Source organism: Pseudomonas sp. CFBP 8770 (assembly GCF_014841705.1).
GTDB lineage: Bacteria > Pseudomonadota > Gammaproteobacteria > Pseudomonadales > Pseudomonadaceae > Aquipseudomonas.
In genome coordinates, this window is record NZ_JACYUL010000006.1 from 123111 (window position 1) to 140195 (window position 17085).

Annotated in this window: 15 protein-coding genes; 8 read left to right on the plus strand and 7 right to left on the minus strand. The window is 59.6% G+C overall.

Going from position 1 to position 17085, the window contains the following annotated elements; translation table 11 throughout:
• The first annotated feature begins 43 nt into the window (after nt 1–43).
• The 3 genes from glmU (at nt 44) to glmS (ending at nt 4218) form a co-directional block, all read left to right on the plus strand.
• Nucleotides 44–1411, plus strand: coding sequence for a bifunctional UDP-N-acetylglucosamine diphosphorylase/glucosamine-1-phosphate N-acetyltransferase GlmU (glmU, locus tag IFT98_RS14830; RefSeq protein ID WP_192050253.1), 1368 nt, complete (start codon nt 44–46; stop codon nt 1409–1411).
• Between the two features lie 192 nt (nt 1412–1603).
• Nucleotides 1604–2371 (plus strand): DeoR/GlpR family DNA-binding transcription regulator, encoded by a 768-nt coding sequence (locus IFT98_RS14835; RefSeq protein WP_122480029.1) that lies wholly within the window; start codon nt 1604–1606, stop codon nt 2369–2371.
• 11 nt (nt 2372–2382) lie between these two features.
• Nucleotides 2383–4218, plus strand: a complete 1836-nt coding sequence (gene glmS / locus IFT98_RS14840; protein ID WP_192050252.1) for a glutamine--fructose-6-phosphate transaminase (isomerizing) — start codon at nt 2383–2385, stop codon at nt 4216–4218.
• Between the two features lie 160 nt (nt 4219–4378).
• Here glmS and IFT98_RS14845 read toward each other — a convergent pair whose 3' ends face one another.
• The 4 genes from IFT98_RS14845 to cls all read right to left on the minus strand — a co-directional run bounded on the left by IFT98_RS14845 (nt 4379) and on the right by cls (nt 9729).
• Nucleotides 4379–5878 (minus strand): Fic family protein, encoded by a 1500-nt coding sequence (locus tag IFT98_RS14845; RefSeq protein WP_192050250.1) that lies wholly within the window; start codon nt 5876–5878, stop codon nt 4379–4381.
• A gap of 272 nt (nt 5879–6150) precedes the next feature.
• Entirely contained in the window at nt 6151–6681 is a 531-nt protein-coding gene (locus IFT98_RS14850; RefSeq protein WP_192050248.1) for a DUF1003 domain-containing protein, read from the minus strand.
• Between the two features lie 197 nt (nt 6682–6878).
• On the minus strand, nt 6879–8174 hold the full coding sequence (locus IFT98_RS14855) for an acyltransferase family protein (protein ID WP_192050246.1): 1296 nt from the start codon (nt 8172–8174) through the stop codon (nt 6879–6881).
• Between the two features lie 115 nt (nt 8175–8289).
• A complete protein-coding gene (gene cls, locus IFT98_RS14860; RefSeq protein ID WP_192050244.1) occupies nt 8290–9729 on the minus strand; it encodes a cardiolipin synthase in 1440 nt (479 codons plus the stop codon).
• A gap of 165 nt (nt 9730–9894) precedes the next feature.
• On the opposite strand from cls, the gene IFT98_RS14865 reads away from it, so the two are divergent.
• On the plus strand, nt 9895–10404 hold the full coding sequence (locus tag IFT98_RS14865; protein ID WP_446730843.1) for a DUF3617 domain-containing protein: 510 nt from the start codon (nt 9895–9897) through the stop codon (nt 10402–10404).
• A 156-nt stretch (nt 10405–10560) separates the two neighbouring features.
• Entirely contained in the window at nt 10561–11772 is a 1212-nt protein-coding gene (gene zigA / locus IFT98_RS14870; RefSeq protein WP_192050239.1) for a zinc metallochaperone GTPase ZigA, read from the plus strand.
• A gap of 10 nt (nt 11773–11782) precedes the next feature.
• Here zigA and IFT98_RS14875 read toward each other — a convergent pair whose 3' ends face one another.
• Complete coding sequence (locus IFT98_RS14875; RefSeq protein ID WP_192050237.1) at nt 11783–12133, minus strand: NADH:ubiquinone oxidoreductase; 351 nt, start codon at nt 12131–12133, stop codon at nt 11783–11785.
• A 26-nt stretch (nt 12134–12159) separates the two neighbouring features.
• Between IFT98_RS14875 and IFT98_RS14880 the strand changes: the two genes are divergently transcribed.
• A complete protein-coding gene (locus IFT98_RS14880; protein WP_192050235.1) occupies nt 12160–13125 on the plus strand; it encodes a CobW family GTP-binding protein in 966 nt (321 codons plus the stop codon).
• A gap of 6 nt (nt 13126–13131) precedes the next feature.
• Here IFT98_RS14880 and IFT98_RS14885 read toward each other — a convergent pair whose 3' ends face one another.
• Nucleotides 13132–13521, minus strand: a complete 390-nt coding sequence (locus tag IFT98_RS14885; protein ID WP_122716071.1) for a DUF3301 domain-containing protein — start codon at nt 13519–13521, stop codon at nt 13132–13134.
• Between the two features lie 117 nt (nt 13522–13638).
• Between IFT98_RS14885 and pdxY the strand changes: the two genes are divergently transcribed.
• Nucleotides 13639–14505 (plus strand): pyridoxal kinase PdxY, encoded by an 867-nt coding sequence (gene pdxY / locus IFT98_RS14890; protein WP_122480013.1) that lies wholly within the window; start codon nt 13639–13641, stop codon nt 14503–14505.
• On the opposite strand, the gene IFT98_RS14895 is transcribed toward pdxY, so the two are convergent.
• Nucleotides 14502–14987 (minus strand): acyl-CoA thioesterase, encoded by a 486-nt coding sequence (locus tag IFT98_RS14895; protein ID WP_122480012.1) that lies wholly within the window; start codon nt 14985–14987, stop codon nt 14502–14504. The genes pdxY and IFT98_RS14895 overlap by 4 nt on opposite strands.
• 251 nt (nt 14988–15238) lie before the next feature.
• Here IFT98_RS14895 and IFT98_RS14900 point away from each other — a divergent pair, with 251 nt between their 5' ends.
• Complete coding sequence (locus IFT98_RS14900) at nt 15239–16993, plus strand: cation:proton antiporter domain-containing protein (RefSeq protein WP_192050410.1); 1755 nt, start codon at nt 15239–15241, stop codon at nt 16991–16993.
• Nucleotides 16994–17085 lie beyond the last annotated feature (92 nt).

Sequence of the window (17085 nt, forward strand, 5' to 3'; positions counted from 1 at the left end):
CCCCGGTCAGCCTGCTGGCCATTCTCCGGATTGGTAGCCGTTCATGTCTCTCGATATCGTCATTCTCGCCGCCGGGCAAGGCACGCGCATGCGCTCGGCCTTGCCCAAGGTGCTGCACCCTGTCGCCGGCAATTCAATGCTCGGCCATGTTATACACAGCGCGCGCCAACTCGAGCCGCAGAACATCCACGTGGTGATTGGCCACGGTGCGGATGCGGTACGTGAACGTCTGGCCGCCGACGACCTCAATTTCGTGCTGCAGGACAAGCAGCTGGGCACCGGCCATGCGGTTGCCCAGGCGGTCCCAGGCCTGACTGCCGATAACGTATTGATTCTCTACGGCGACGTTCCGCTGATCGAAGTGGCGACGTTGCAGCGCCTGCTGCAGAAAGTCAGTGCCGACCAGCTAGGCCTGCTCACCGTCGAGCTTGCCGATCCTACGGGCTACGGCCGCATCGTGCGCGATGCGGATGGCCAGGTGCAGGCCATCGTCGAGCACAAGGACGCCAACGATTCACAGAAAGCCATTCGCGAAGGCAACACCGGCATTCTCGCAGTGCCTGGCAAGCGTCTGGCCGAGTGGCTGGCGCGCCTGTCCAACAATAACGCTCAGGGCGAGTATTACCTTACCGATGTGATTGCCATGGCTGTCGGCGATGGCTTGGTGGTGGCCACCGAAACCGCTCAGGATCCGATGGAGGTGCAGGGCGCCAATGACCGTCGTCAACTCGCGGAGCTGGAGCGTCACTACCAGTTGCGCGAAGGGCGTCGTCTGATGGCCCAGGGCGTGACCTTGCGCGACCCGACGCGCTTCGACGTACGCGGTGAAGTCAGCGTGGGTCGGGACGTGTTTATCGACGTCAATGTGATACTCGAAGGGCGGGTGGTGATCGAAGACGATGTGGTCATCGGGCCCAACTGCTACATCAAGGACAGTACGCTGGGCAGAGGTGTGGTGGTCAAGGCCAACAGCCACCTCGACGGTGCAGTGCTGCACGAAGGCAGCGATGCTGGCCCGTTTGCGCGCCTGCGACCCGGCACGGTACTGGAAGCTCGAGCGCATGTGGGTAACTTCGTCGAGCTGAAGAACGCCCGGATGGGAGAGGGCGCCAAGGCCGGTCACTTGAGTTATCTGGGCGATGCGGACATCGGTGCCAACAGCAACATCGGCGCCGGTACCATCACTTGCAACTATGATGGCGCCAACAAGTGGAAGACGACCATTGGTGAGGACGTTTTCATCGGGTCCAACAATGCGTTGGTCGCACCTGTGGATATCTTGGCGGGATCGACGACTGCTGCGGGATCGACCATTACTCAGGGCGTTCCGGAAGGGCAACTGGGCGTGGCACGGGCCCGGCAGCGCAACATCGAAGGGTGGAAGCGACCGGTGAAGGTCAAGAAGCCGTAGTTATCCACAGTCGTAGCTGTTGTATAGGGCCTTTCTCGGGCAGAGCCCGCTCCCACAAGGTTTCATGTAGGACCTTGTGGGAACGGGCTCTGCCGCGAGGAGGCCAGGAGAAATACGATTACACCATTGACGAACCTTTCAGTTTAGGTTTCTATTGCCTTCGTTATCTTTCGAATCGAAACTTAGGCCGTCATGTCAAAGCGCAATACGCCCCAACGCCGTCACAGCATCCTTGCCCTGCTCAATGAGCAGGGGGAAGTGACTGTGGATAACTTGGCGAGGCATTTCGCAACGTCCGAAGTCACTATCCGCAAGGACCTTGCCGCCCTGGAAAGTCATGGCCTGCTGCTGCGTCGCTATGGCGGCGCGGTGACCATGCCGCAGGAGCTGATCGGCGAACCCAGCCAGCGTGTCTCGGCCATCAAGCAATCCATCGCCCGTGCGGCCGTCATGCGCATCAAGGAGCATGCGCGCATCATCATCGACAGTGGCAGCACTACCGCCGCCATGATTCCCGAGCTGGGCAAACAGCCGGGCCTGGTGGTCATGACCAACTCGCTGCACGTCGCCAATGCCTTGAGTGCATTGGAGCACGAGCCCGTGCTGCTGATGACTGGCGGCACCTGGGATCCACACTCTGAATCGTTTCAGGGCCAGGTGGCCGAGCAGGTGCTGCGCTCCTATGACTTCGACCAGTTGTTCATCGGTGCCGACGGCATCGATCTGGAGCGCGGCACGACGACCTTCAACGAGTTGCTGGGGCTGAGCCGGGTGATGGCCGAAGTCGCTCGCGAAGTGATCGTCATGGTCGAGTCCGACAAGGTCGGACGCAGGATCCCCAATCTGGAGCTGCCCTGGGGCCGCATCAGCACTCTCATTACCGATGATCGCCTGCCCCTCGAAGCACGCGATCAGATTCAGGCGCGCGGGATAGATCTCGTGCTCGCCGCTACCAGCTAGGAGAAGCGAACATGTGTGGAATCGTCGGCGCCATCGCGGAGCGCAACATCACTGCCATTCTGGTCGAGGGCCTCAAGCGCCTGGAATATCGCGGTTACGACAGCGCAGGCGTAGCCGTGTTGAGCGAGGATGGCAGCGTGCAGCGCCGGCGTCGTGTCGGCAAGGTAGCCGAACTGCAGGCCGCGCTGGCGGATGAGCCTCTGCTCGGCAAACTGGGCATTGCACATACCCGCTGGGCCACCCACGGTGCGCCGACCGAACAGAACGCCCACCCACACTTTTCCACTGCTGAAGTGGCAGTGGTGCACAACGGCATCATCGAAAACCACGAAGTCCTGCGCACCCAGCTCAAGGAGCTGGGCTACGTATTCACGTCGCAGACCGATACCGAAGTCATCGCGCATCTGTTGCATCACACCCTCAAGGCATTGCCCGACCTGGCCGACGCCCTCAAGGCGACGGTCAAGCAACTGCACGGCGCCTACGGACTGGCGGCCATCAGTGTGCACCAACCTGACCGTCTGGTGGCCGCCCGCAGCGGCAGCCCACTGGTCATCGGCCTGGGCATGGGCGAGAATTTTCTCGCCTCCGACCAGTTGGCGCTGCGTCAGGTGACCGACCGTTTCATGTACCTGGAGGAGGGTGATATCGCCGAGATCCGCCGTGAAAGCGTGCAGATCTGGGACGCCGCTGGCACACCTGTGGAACGTGAAAGCGTGCAGTATCACGAAGGCGCCGAGGCGGCCGACAAGGGCGAGTATCGCCACTTCATGATGAAAGAGATCCACGAGCAGCCCACCGTGGTACAGCGCACCCTGGAAGGCCGCCTGGGCCAGAACCAGGTGCTGGTGCAGGCCTTCGGTCCGCAGGCCGCCGAGTTGTTTGCCAAGGTGCGCAATGTGCAGATCGTGGCGTGCGGCACCAGCTATCATGCCGGTATGGTTGCGCGCTATTGGCTCGAGGGCCTGGCCGGCATCCCGTGCCAGGTCGAAGTGGCCAGCGAGTTCCGCTATCGCAAGGTCGTGGTGCAGCCCAACACGTTGTTTGTCTCCATCTCGCAGTCCGGTGAAACGGCCGACACCCTGGCCGCGCTGCGCAACGGCAAGCAATTGGGGTTTCTCGGCAGCCTGGCGATCTGCAACGTCGGCATCAGCTCTTTGGTGCGCGAGTCCGACCTGACCTTGCTGACGCAGGCCGGTCCGGAAATCGGCGTCGCGTCGACCAAGGCCTTCACCACTCAACTGGTTGCGTTGATGCTGCTGACGCTGTCGCTTGGCCAAGTGCACGAGACGCTGGAGGAGGGCGTGGAAGCCGAGCTGGTGGCCGAGTTGCGCCGCCTGCCGACGCGCCTGGGTGAAGCCCTGGCCATGGACGCCACCATCGAGCGCATCGCCGAGCTGTTTGCCGAGAAGCACCACACGCTGTTCCTGGGCCGCGGTGCGCAATTCCCGGTGGCGATGGAAGGCGCGCTGAAGCTCAAGGAAATCTCCTACATCCACGCCGAAGCCTATCCGGCCGGTGAGCTGAAGCACGGGCCACTGGCGCTGGTGGACAAGGACATGCCGGTGGTCACCGTGGCGCCGAACAACGAGCTGCTGGAAAAGCTCAAATCCAACCTGCAGGAAGTCCGTGCGCGCGGCGGCGAGCTGGTGGTGTTCGCCGATGAGCAGGCGCAACTGAGCAATGGTCCCGGCACCCATGTGGTGGCGATGCCGCACATCATCGATGCACTGGCGCCGATCCTCTACACCATTCCTTTGCAGCTGCTTTCGTACTATGTGGCGGTGCTCAAGGGGACGGACGTGGATCAGCCGCGCAACTTGGCGAAGTCGGTGACGGTGGAGTGAGGGGGACGGCAGTGGCAGACTCTGAAGCCACGAAATAAAGTCTGTCAGAGGCAAATGAAGTCCGTCGCTGGCGCCTTCGATCCTCCCGATCGAGTAGCCGGTGACGCTTTCTCCCGGCCACCGTGCTCGGGACTGCCATTCGACCGTACCGATCGCTGGACTATTCGTCGTTGGGCTTTGCGTAGGCTTCTGCCAGAAGGGCTTGGGCATGACCTTCAAGGAAGTCGAAGACCTCCTCTTGGATATACCCGTTGTATTGCTTCCGCCGGCCCTTTGATACGACTCCATTCTGGTCTAAGCATTGCATGATCAGCTTGCTCAACAAGCTGCCGCGCACGTCGTAGTTGTCATTAACAACCTTGAGCAACGTGTCGTATCGTTGCAGATACTCAGTTTCTTCCTTCAATTCGACTTCCAATGCCCGTTTGGCCATTTCCAACGTGAAGGCCACACATTCAGTTGCATCCCAGTAGCGATATAGGCTTGAGTCGCCGGTGAAGTTTAATGACATGTTGTCGGCATCGATCCAGCGAACTTCCCAAAATTGCCGTGCAGGCTTCGAGAAGCTCTGCAGAGCTTCAAGATAGCGTTGCTCCTCTCGTTTCATGGCCACGGAGATAGGAAGTAGCAAACCATTTTCCAACGCACCGCTGCAGCACAACGCCTGGTGTATCAAGAAGCGCGACAGTCGCCCGTTCCCATCCATGAAGGGATGCAAGAAGACGAAGCCGAATGAAGCGATGCCGGCGGCCACCAGCGGGTCAAGCTCCAAGGGCGCACGGTTTGCAAATGCCATGAGTTCGACCATCAGATCCCGGCAAAGCTCTGGAGGAGGCGGAATATAGGTAACCCCCGCCGCTCCACGAAAAGAATTGGTCAGGTGGTTTTGTTCATGCCGAAAAGCCACCGCCCATTCCAGCGGTTGCGAGATCACATTGTTTTGCAGAGAGACCAAGTAGTCTTCGGTCAGCGGCTGGCGTTCATGTGCCTGGCGCAGCAAGTGAACAAAACGCTCTGACTTCTGCTCGCTTGGCGCTTCCTTTTCAATCGCAAATGAAGAATCTGTTTCGCTCAGGTATGCCCAGTTGATGGCACGGTCCATCATTTCCCTAGGCAATGAGGCGATGAAGTTTTTCGAACGCCCTAGGATGTCGTATTCAAGCAGAGCCTGGATTTCAGGCGTGCGCTCTACCGTCGCGCAATATTGCAGCGTCCCTAGCCCATTGAAATCCACCCGCCATCTGTTGTTTCGCACCGATGGGCCCGTGATATATCGCTCTGGATCAAATAGCAGGACGCCGGGACCCCGCGGCTTGTCTGTATAGTCCAGTGAACGGCCGGAATAGGCTTCCCAGAGAAAGCAGACTTTGCGCAGATAGCCACTGCTGGGAGATTGGGTTATGGCCTCGACAAGGAGTCGACCTTCAATGCGAGGCAGAGCCTGGGCCAAAATAGAGAGATTGACTCCCTCATGTTTGAGCGCAAAGATGATGTGGGCGAGAAAATCACCAGCCTCCGGTGCAACCGTCTGCGGCACTGCAAGCGCGCCGTTGATCCGCTCGATACGGGTGACGGGTTGAACGAGTGCAGGCTTCTTGACTTCGATAGCCTTCAGCCCCATCTCATTGGTCAAATGAGCGTAACCCACTAGATTTCCCATTCTCTCCCCTGCGTGTGGCTAGATTTTTTTAACATAGCCAAGATTTTCTTAAAATAAGCCCAGAACGCCAATAAAATAGTAACCGAAGATAGCCACGCAACCACTAATTTGCGTTCTTGGCTATCGCGGCGTTGCTATTCGATCCTTACTACTTCACTCGTGTGTTGGCGCTGGCTCCGAAGTGAATCAATGGCCAACGTCAAACTACTCCGGCGCTAATCGGCGATCATCCTGAAATCAGCCGATCCTACCCAGAACGCCCAAGTGCACATTCACACGCTGCCCTTGGGCTCCACACTCGCCAGGACCCGATCCAGCCGCTCGAGGATCTCCTTGTCGATCTTTTCGTGCAGTCGCATGATCTCCAGCTCCGCGCGCAGGTTTACCTCGAAGTCCAGGCTCGCGGCCAGGCGGTCTTTGGCCGACTGGCGGTTCTGGCTCATCATGATCACCGGCGCCTGAATGGCCGCAACGGTGGAGAGCAGCAGGTTGAGGAAAATGTAGGGGTAAGGGTCGAAGGCCAGGCCGAAGTGATCAAGCACATCGGTATTGAGCAGCATCCAGCCCAGCAGAATGATGGTGAAAGCGATGATGAACGCCCATGAACCGCCGATGGCCGCCACCCGGTCGGACAGGCGTTCACCGAACGTTGCGACTTCGTCCGAGGCGTCACTGGCATCGCGGCTGATGGGCAGCCGGTTTTTCATCTGCTCGAGAACGTGGAGCTCTTCCGGTTCGAGCTGATGCGGGTGTTTGCCGAGGAAGCGTCGAGCCAGCGGTTCAAGTGGGTGCTTGGTGGCCATGGGGCAGGGTCTTCAGATGGGGAGGAAGACAGACACTATCCCATGGAATTCGGCGGTGTTGAATGCTCGGGTGGGTCCGGCGTAAGCGGTATCTCACGCCAAGTGCAGTGCCATACCTTTCAACCGGCCCACAGACAGCTGCCCGATACTTGACTCGTAGCAGGTCAAGCATGCGCCTGACCTGCTGGCACTTTCCGTCAGCGGCTTACGCTGACATTCATACGGCGCGATTTACTTTTATCTGCACGCTTGCTCTTGACCACCCAGCGACTCAACGGACCCTGCAGCAGCCACTGTCGCGTGCGGTTACCAATCTGCTCCTGGAAGATCACGCACAGAATGATGCACGCCAGCAGCAGCAGCGGGTAGTAAGTCAGCGACAAGGGATGCCCCTTGGCCTCTGCCACGCACGCCGCCGCGTTGGTGAAGCACAGGTTCACGTCGATGTTGGCCAGCATTTCCAACCGACGGAAGACAATGAAGATCGGCGTGTGCAGGGCGAACATCGGCAGTGACGCGGCGCCCAAGCGGCGGGCCCATTTGATATGACGCTCGCTTTGCGCACTCGAAGCCATGGCGCACAGGATGATCACGCTGAGCACCATCGGCAGCAGCAAGCCATTGTGCAGCAGAACGTACCAATGGCTCTCGCCCCTCCAATTGACCTCGGCGGCGATCGCCACACCGAAGCCCAGGGCAATCACCGCCATCAACTTGCGCGGCCCGCGCAGGCCGGTACCCATCAATCGGTAATCGCGAAACAGCAGGTAGGCGACGATGCCTGCGAGAAAGACCGGCAGCCGCAGCAACGGGAAGTGATGCAGGAAACCGATCCAGATCGAGCTGTAGTCGTCGTTGAAGACCACCAGTAGCGGGGGAATCAGGCAGGCGGCCCAGATAATCAGCAGCAACCGCACCTTGTGCTTGGCAGCGGCAAGGCGTGGCGCAAACCAGGGGAAGACCAGGTAGAAGAAGAACAGCGCCGAGATCGACCACAGTGGGCCGTTGTAGGCCAGGTAGACCGGGTTCCAGGCCTGCAGCAGGGTAACCTGCAGCACAGCATTCACGGCTATCTGGAAATCGCTGAGTTTGTATTTGAGCAGTTCGGGGGCCGTACGCTTGAGCAGGTCATCGGAACGATACGCCACACTCAGGTCAGTGTTGCTGTCGAACAGGCCTGTCAGCGATATCAGCACCACGCAGCTGGCGAGGCCGAATATGTGGATCGGATAGAGGTTGGCAAACCGTTTGGTCATGAAGGAAACCGGCGGCTCTCGCAGCTTGTTGCCGTCGAGGTAGACGTGCGCGAGGAGAAAACCGGACAACGCAAAAAAGCTGCTCGTGGCAAAGAAACCCAATTCGGTGAATTCCACCAACCCACTCAGCTGTGTGTATTCCTCATAGAACGGCAGCGTGTGGAACATCACCAGGTACACGCCCAGGAAAAACCGCAGCCATTCCAAACCGATGAATCTCTCTTTCTCTGCGTTCATGCAGGTCCACTTCCCTTTAGTAATATCGAAGCCCGCTCATGGTACACGAAGCGTTTCCAATGTTTCCTGATATGTCCAAAACCCAGGAAGCTGCCGATTACCTGCTCTTTGCTGGCTAGAGGATAGGCGAAATTAGCCGTGCCACACGCATACCTAGCTTTTCCAAACGATGTGTCTCTTTGCTATCACGAACATCTATCTCTCGTGACTGGGCGAAGTCATCGAGCAACATCTGTTCCACTTCACTGGTAAATGCTTTATCGACGGTCAGCAACATGATTTCGAAGTTCAAACGAAACGAGCGGTTGTCCATGTTGGCACTGCCGATTGCTGTAATCTCGTCGTCGACCAGCACCACTTTCTGATGCAGAAAGCCCGGACCATAGCGGTACATTTTGACCCCGGCGCGCACTGCCTCGAACGCGAACAGGCTGGACGCGGCATACACCACTTTATGATCCGGACGCGAAGGCAGCAGGATACGGACGTCCACCCCGCGCAGCACCGCCAAGCGCAGTGCGGCAAAAACGGCTTCGTCCGGTATGAAATAGGGGGTAGTAATCCAGACCCTGTCATTCGCGGCGTGGATCGATTCAACGAAAAACAACGAGCAGGTTTCATAGGGATCGGCCGGGCCACTGGCCAGCACCTGGCACAGCACGCCGTCTTCTTCGTACGCTTCCGGGAGAATCAGGGGCGGCAACTCCCGTGCTGCCCAGAACCAGTCTTCGGCAAAGGACTCCTGCAGACAGGCGATCACCGGACCGCTGATGCTCACATGGGTATCGCGCCACGGCGACAGCTTGGGATTGCCGCCCAGGTATTCGTCGCCGACGTTATGGCCACCGATGAAGCCTTTTACTCCGTCCACCACGACGATCTTGCGGTGGTTGCGGAAATTCACCTGAAACCTGTTCAACCAACCGCTTTGAGTGGCGAATGCTTTTACGTTGACGCCGCCTTCGCGTAGCCGCTCGACGTACTCGCGGGGCAGGGCGTGGCTTCCCACTCGATCATAAAGCACATAGACCTCCACACCTTCGGAGGCTTTTTGCAGCAGCAAGCCTTGCAACTGACGGCCGATATGATCGTCGTGGATGATGAAGAACTGCACCAACACCGCTCGCCGGGCTTCGCGGATGGCTGCAAAGATGGCATCGAACGTGGCGTGTCCATTGATCAGCAGACCAACCCGATTGTTGGCCAGGCACGGCATCCGACCCAGCTTAGGCATGGCCCTGAGTGAGGCGTATGACTTGGACTTGCGCGCGGCCAGGGCTTCCTCTATCCAGGGTCGCCAATCCATGTCGGCGATGGCGGTGTGCATCTCTTTGTTGGCATGCCGACGGGCCTTGATGTACGCGTCGAACGTGCTGCGGCCAAATACCAGATAGGGGATCAACGTGAGGTAGGGAATGAACAACAGCGATAAGGCCCAAGCGATCGAACCCTGCGCGGTGCGGACGGTAAGAACTGCATGAACGGCGGCAGCAATGCCCAACACGTGCAGCAGGCCAAATAGATACCCAAAAAAAATCGGACTGTGATAATCCATTGCACGGCGGCTCCTTGATGCGCTGTGATAAACAGACCACGTTCAGTGGCGGTTGTCGCGTTTTTATTACCGCGCAACTCGGCACCTGTTTCGACGTCAAAGACCCATGCCCGCACTTTTCCCAACGTTCTTGAGGAGTGACATCAGATGAGATTTAAATGGCCGATGGCTGCATTGGTAGTGGGCCTTTCGGCAACCGGGGCTCAGGCGCAGATGCTCCAGCCGGGCCTTTGGGAAATGACCACCAGTAACATGCAAGTCGATGGCAAGCCGCTGCCTGACATGCAAGTGATGCTGGGCCAGCTGAAGATGCTTCCACCCGAGCAAAGGGCAATGATGGAAGGGGTCCTCGCCAACCAAGGCATCACCGTGGGCGGCAATGGCATTCGCTCGTGCCTGACGCCTGAACAGGTGAAAACCAACGACATCCCGTTGCAAGATGCAAAGTCGGGATGCACGCAGAAGATCACTGAGCGCAATGGCAATGTCTGGAAATTTCAGTTCAGTTGCCCCAAGGCCCAAGGTACCGGGCAGGCCCAGTTTCTCAGCGATAGAGAGTTTCTTACCACTGTCAGCGGCACCTTCAATGCCTCGGGCGTCGCGCAAAAAGGCAGCATGAACACGCGCGCTGTCTGGTTGGGAAACAACTGTGGTTCAGTAAAACCTCGCACCTGATACCTGCAACGCGTGTTCCACGTGGAACACGCGTTTCTCGATCATGCACTTGCCGCAAAAAGCACCACGAGACCAGGCAAGCGGTGACTTATATGTTATGTTATAACAATATAAGTGATGCAGTGTTCTTTGCATCCGTCACCGATGAGGTCCGTCATGCCCAACCGTTTACCCGTCACCGTGTTGTCCGGCTTCCTGGGGGCCGGCAAGAGCACGTTGCTCAATCACATCCTGCGCAACCGCGAAGATCTGCGCGTTGCCGTGATCGTCAACGACATGAGTGAGATCAACATCGACGGCAGTGAAGTGCAGCGTAACGTCAGCCTCAACCGGGCCGAAGAAAAACTGGTCGAGATGAGCAATGGCTGCATCTGCTGCACGCTGCGCGAAGACCTGCTCGAAGAAGTGGCCAAGCTGGCTGCCGAGGGGCGTTTCGATTACCTGCTGATCGAGTCGACGGGCATCTCCGAGCCGCTGCCGGTGGCCGAAACCTTTACCTTCCGCAACGAGCACGGCCAGAGCCTGGCCGATCTGGCCCGGCTCGACACCATGGTCACGGTGGTCGATGGGGTCAATTTCCTGCTCGACTATCAGGCAGCGGAAAGCCTGGCGACGCGCGGCGAAACCCTGGGAGAGGACGACGAGCGAGCCATCACTGATCTGTTGGTGGAACAGGTGGAGTTTGCCGACGTCATCCTCATCAGCAAGATCGACCTCATCAGCCAGGCTGAACGCACCGAGCTGATGGCAGTACTGCACACACTCAACCCCAGCGCGCAGGTCGTGCCCATGGTCATGGGTCAGGTGCCGCTGGCACGCATCCTGGACACCGGGCTGTTCGATTTCGAGCGCGCAGCGCAGGCGCCTGGCTGGCTGAAGGTGCTCAGGGGGCAGCACATTGCGGAAACCGCAGAATACGGCATTGCATCCACGGCCTACCGCGCCCGGCGTCCGTTCCACCCACAGCGCTTCCATGACTTCATCGACAAACCCTGGACCAACGGTCGGCTGCTGCGCTCCAAAGGCTTTTTCTGGCTCGCCAGCAAGCCCCAGGAAGCGGGGAGCTGGTCCCAGGCGGGTGGCTTGATGCGCTACGGCTTCGCTGGTCGCTGGTGGCGTTTCGTGCCGCAAACGCAATGGCCGCAGGATGTCGAGAGCGTGGCTGCCATCCAGCAGACGTGGCAGGCCGACACCGGAGACTGCCGCCAAGAGCTGGTATTCATCGGGCAGAACATGGATTTTGCAGCGTTGGGCCACGCCCTGGACCAGTGTCTGCTCAATGATGAGGAACTGGCCCAGGGCGCACAGACCTGGGTGCACTGGCCGGATCCGTTCGGCAAGTGGCACGAGCATGGTCAGCAGGCGTGATCCGGATCGCTCAGGGCGAGACCCATTGTCCCTGACTGTTCTGTTCGCAGAACGGCTTGAGGTAGGCGGCATCGCTCGCCACACCGTAGTAGTGGATGTCCTGTTCATAGGGCATGCGCTCGACCCGAGCGCCGCGGCAAATACCGTAGGCGCCTTGCGGGCACTGCGCCAGGAATTGTACTTCGACCTGCTGCCCCGGCAGGTTGGGTCGACAAAAACCTTCCTTGAACAGCTTCGGCGGTATAGTGCGATTCTGCTGGCACACCTCGACGCTCACCCGTTCTGCCTGGCTATGCACCACGCAGGCCTCGGCCCACACCTGAGTACTGGCCAGCAGCCCCAGCAAACCCCACACCCACATCGTTCAACCTCCATAGATATCCGACCATGCTGCAGAACATCCCCACCCATGTCATTGCAGGCCCCTTGGGCGCCGGCAAGACCAGCCTGATTCGTCGTCTGCTGGCGTGCAAGCCGACAAACGAGCGTTGGGCCGTGCTGATCAACGAATTTGGCCTGGTGGGCATCGACGCCGCGCTGCTTGCCACCACCGATGATGGTATCGCAATCGGCGAAATCGCCGGTGGTTGTCTGTGCTGCGTGAACGGTGCGCCGTTTCAGATAGGCCTTGGCCGTCTGCTGCGCAAGGCTCGTCCGGATCGCCTGTTCATCGAACCCTCGGGCCTCGGCCATCCGCTGCAGATTCTTTCACAGTTGAGTGAAGCGCCCTGGCGCGGGGTTCTGGCGGTGCAACCGCTGGTCATGGTGCTCGACGCGCTGGCCTGGGAGAACGGCCTCGGGTTACCCGCAGCACAGCGTGAAGCCGCTGAAATGGCAGGCCTGGTGATCATGAACAAGGCAACAGCGCTGCAGAGCCTGTGCATAACCTCCGGGTTACCCACAGACCGAATGCTGTGGCTCGATGTCGATCAGGTTTGGTTCGAGCAACTGCCTCTTGTGGATAATTCGGCGCCACTGGTTGTGGACAGGCTGGTCGAGCTCCCGGGAGCCATAGGTGAAATCTGGGTGGATAAGTCCCAGCCACAATGCCGTGTGCAGGATCACACCGATGGCTGGAGCATCGGCTGGCGATGGCAAGCCCAGACGCAGTTCGATTTGCGGGCAGTGGAACGCGCGTTGGCCACTTGGTATTGGCGACGGGCCAAGCTGGTTATCCACAGCCCGAATGGATGGTTCTCGAGCAACCTGTTGGCAGGCCAGTCGGCGCAGTGGAAAGCCAGTGAATGGCGTCGTGATTCACGTCTGGAGCTGATATTCGATACGCCGCAGGACGCAGCGGCGCTTCAGCATCGACTGCAGCAGGCACGCGTGGACGACCCATCGCAGGGCTGACGTCGCTCAGGGGCGCCAGCGCTTGTGTTCCTGACGCCACTGACTCATCTCGATGACTTCGGCACTCGTCGCGGTTTTCACTTCGAACGGGTAGGGTGCCAACTCGATCTGCACCGCGTGTGGCCCGAACTGGGTGGCGATCCCCGCATGGCGTTGCTCGCCGGTTACCGTGAATTCGAAGTTATACACACGCGCCAGACGCTTGCGGCCGTTGGCATCGGCCAGCCAGGCAAAACGCTTGAATGCCACGTTGTCGTCGAGCAGTTCCAGGTCGAGCTTACTGCAATGCTGCTTGACCCGCGCCAGGGCCTTTTCACGCAGGCCATGGTTGTGCCACAGCCAAGCCGCACCTGCGGCCATCAACATCAGGATGAACATATTGCCAAGGGTCAACATCGAAGTGCGCTCCAACCGGTTGCTCGCAGCTTAACTGTCTCTCCGGTCTGTCGTACAGGCTGCATTTCGCGCGATACTGCGCGCCATGAAGTCCTGTCACCGGTCCGGAATCCTTGCATGAAACGTACACCACACCTGCTCGCCATCCAGTCCCATGTCGTATTCGGCCACGCCGGCAACAGCGCGGCGGTTTTCCCGATGCAGCGGGTGGGGGTCAAGGTCTGGCCACTGAATACGGTGCAGTTTTCCAATCACACTCAGTATGGCCAGTGGACGGGAGAAGTGTTGGCGCCGCAACACATTCCCGCACTGGTCGAAGGGATTGCGACGATTGGCGAATTGGGCAACTGCGATGCCGTGCTTAGTGGCTACCTGGGCAGCGCCGCGCAGGGGCGAGCGATTCTGGGCGTGGTACGTCGGGTCAAGGCGGCCAATCCCAAGGCCCTGTATCTGTGCGACCCGGTGATGGGGCATGCCGAAAAAGGCTGCGTGGTGCCGGCCGAGGTCAGCGACTTTCTGCTCGATGAAGCCGTTGCCGCCGCCGACGTGCTGTGTCCCAACCAGCTGGAACTCGACAGCTTCAGCGGGCGCAAGGCCCAGTCCCTGCCGGATTGCGTGGCCATGGCGCGGGCATTGCTGGCGCGCGGACCCAAAGCGGTGCTGGTCAAGCACCTGGCCTATCCAGGCAAATCAGCCGAGGATTTTGAAATGCTTCTGGTCACTGCTGCGGGCAGTTGGCACCTGCGCCGCCCGCTGCTGGCGTTTCCGCGCCAACCGGTCGGCGTGGGTGATCTGACCAGTGGCCTGTTCCTCGCCAGGCTGCTGCTGGGCGATGACTGGCTGGCGGCTTTCGAATTCACCGCAGCGGCCGTGCACGAAGTGCTGCTGGAAACCCAGGCCTGCGCCAGCTACGAGCTGGAGCTGGTGCGCGCCCAGGATCGTATCGTCCATCCGCGCCTGCGGTTCGAAGCCGTAGCGCTTTAAATCGGCTCATCCTTGAGATCGCGGTAGCGCTTTTCCAGCTCCTGGCGAATCTGCCGGCGTTGCTGCGCCTGGATGAAGCGCCGCGTGCCTTCGGCATCCTGCGGCTGCAGGGGCGGCACGCTGGCCGGCTTGCGCTGGTCATCCACCGCCACCATGGTGAAGAAACAGCTGTTGGTGTGGCGCACCGAACGCTCGCGAATGTTCTCGGTGACCACCTTGATGCCCACTTCCATCGAGGTATTGCCGGTGTAATTGACCGAGGCCAGGAACGTCACCAGTTCGCCGACATGCACCGGCTCGCGGAAGATCACCTGATCCACCGACAAGGTCACCACATACCGGCCGGCATAGCGGCTGGCGCAGGCGTAAGCCACTTCGTCGAGGTATTTGAGCAGCGTTCCTCCGTGCACATTGCCGGAAAAATTGGCCATGTCGGGGGTCATCAGCACCGTCATCGACAGCTGGGCGTTTCCAGGTTCCATAGTGAACTCACGGTTGGTTGGCAGAAGTGCAGGGGCGTCGCCTATATTGGCGTTTGCCGCTTTCAAAGGGTTGCATCCAGAAGCGGACGCCGAACGGACGGGCGCCGTCACGTCTATCGTGCCATTACGCAGGGCATAGCGGCGATCTGTTTCCGCATATTGCACCGACGTTCGCCTGCAATGGCCGGTGTTAATCTGCCTTTCTGAAACAATTGGTACAGCAATTCTGAATAGCAATGGAGGCTATCACCGTGCATGCCATCAGTTTTATCCAGGACCTGGCGGTGATCATGCTGGTGGCCGGCGTGGTGACGATTCTGTTCCATCGCCTGCGGCAACCCGTGGTGCTGGGCTACATCGTCGCCGGCTTCATCATCGGCCCCCACACCCCGCCGTTCGGCCTGATCCACGACGAAGACACCATCAAGACTCTGGCCGAACTGGGTGTGATCTTTCTGATGTTCAGCCTGGGCCTGGAATTCAGCCTGCGCAAACTGTTCAAGGTCGGTGCCACGGCCTTTATCGCTGCGTTCCTGGAAATCGTGCTGATGATCTGGATCGGCTACGAAATCGGCCGCTGGTTCGATTGGGGCACCATGGACTCGCTGTTCCTCGGGGCTATCCTGGCCATTTCCTCGACCACCATCATCGTCAAGGCGCTCAACGACCTGAAGATGAAGAACGAGCGCTTCGCTCAGCTGATCTTCGGCGTGCTGATCGTCGAGGATATTCTGGGTATCGGCATCATCGCGCTGCTGTCGGGGATCGCCGTCAGCGGCGCGGTCAGTTCGGGCGAGGTGTTCTCGACGGTCGGCAAGCTCTCGCTGTTCATGGTGATCGCCCTGGTCGTGGGCATCCTCGTGGTGCCGCGTCTGCTGGCCTATGTGGCCACCTTCGAGAGCAACGAGATGCTGCTGGTGACCGTGCTGGGCCTGTGCTTCGGCTTTTGCCTGCTGGTGGTCAAGCTCGAATACAGCATGGTGCTGGGGGCCTTCCTGATCGGGGCGATCATGGCCGAATCGCGGCAATTGCTGAAGATCGAGCGTTTGATCGAACCCATCCGCGACATGTTCAGCGCGATCTTCTTCGTTGCCATCGGCCTCATGCTCGACCCCGCCATTCTGCTCGACTATGCCTGGCCGATTGCAGTCATCACCGTGGCCGTTGTGCTCGGCAAGATCGTCTCTTGCGGGCTGGGCGCATTCATTGCCGGCAACGATGGCAAGACGTCACTGCGGGTAGGCATGGGCCTGTCGCAGATCGGCGAGTTCTCGTTCATCATCGCCGCGCTGGGCATGACCCTGCAGGTCACCAGCGATTTTCTCTACCCCGTTGCCGTGGCCGTGTCGGTGCTGACGACGTTGTCCACGCCGTACCTGATCCGGGCAGCCGACCCCTTGTCCCATCGCCTCGGCGCTATCGTGCCGCAGCGCGTCGCACGGGTGCTGGGCATGTATGGGGAATGGCTGCGCAGCATCCAGCCGCGCGGGCAGGGCGCCATGCTGGCGTCGATGATCCGCAAGATCCTCCTGCAGGTGGGGGTCAACCTGGCGCTGGTGATCGGTATCTTTCTGGCCGGCGCGTATTTTGCCGAGCGTATCGGCGGTTACCTGACCACCTGGGTGGCCGAGCCGGGCGGGCAGAAGGCGCTGATCTGGGGTGCAGCCTTGCTGGTGTCACTGCCGTTTTTGATCGCCGCCTATCGCAAGCTCAAGGCACTCTCGATGCTGCTGGCGGAAATGGGCGTGAAGCCGGAAATGGCTGGCAGGCATACCCAGCGGGTGCGGCGCGTCATCGCCGAAGTCATTCCGCTGCTGTCGCTGCTGGTGATCTTCGTGCTGCTGGCGGCACTGTCAGCGAGCATATTGCCGACCATGGAATTGCTGCTGCTGATTGCGGTGGTTGCAGCTGCAGTGGTGGCGGTGTTGTGGCGCTGGTTCATTCGCGTGCATACGCGGATGCAGGTGGCTTTGCTGGAGACGCTGGACAACAACGTCGAGCATTGAATTTGGGTAGGCAGGTTTGGCCTCTTCGCGGGTAGAACCCGCTCCCACAGGGTTGGCGGCGCGCCATCGAGCAGTGAAAAGGTCACACCTGC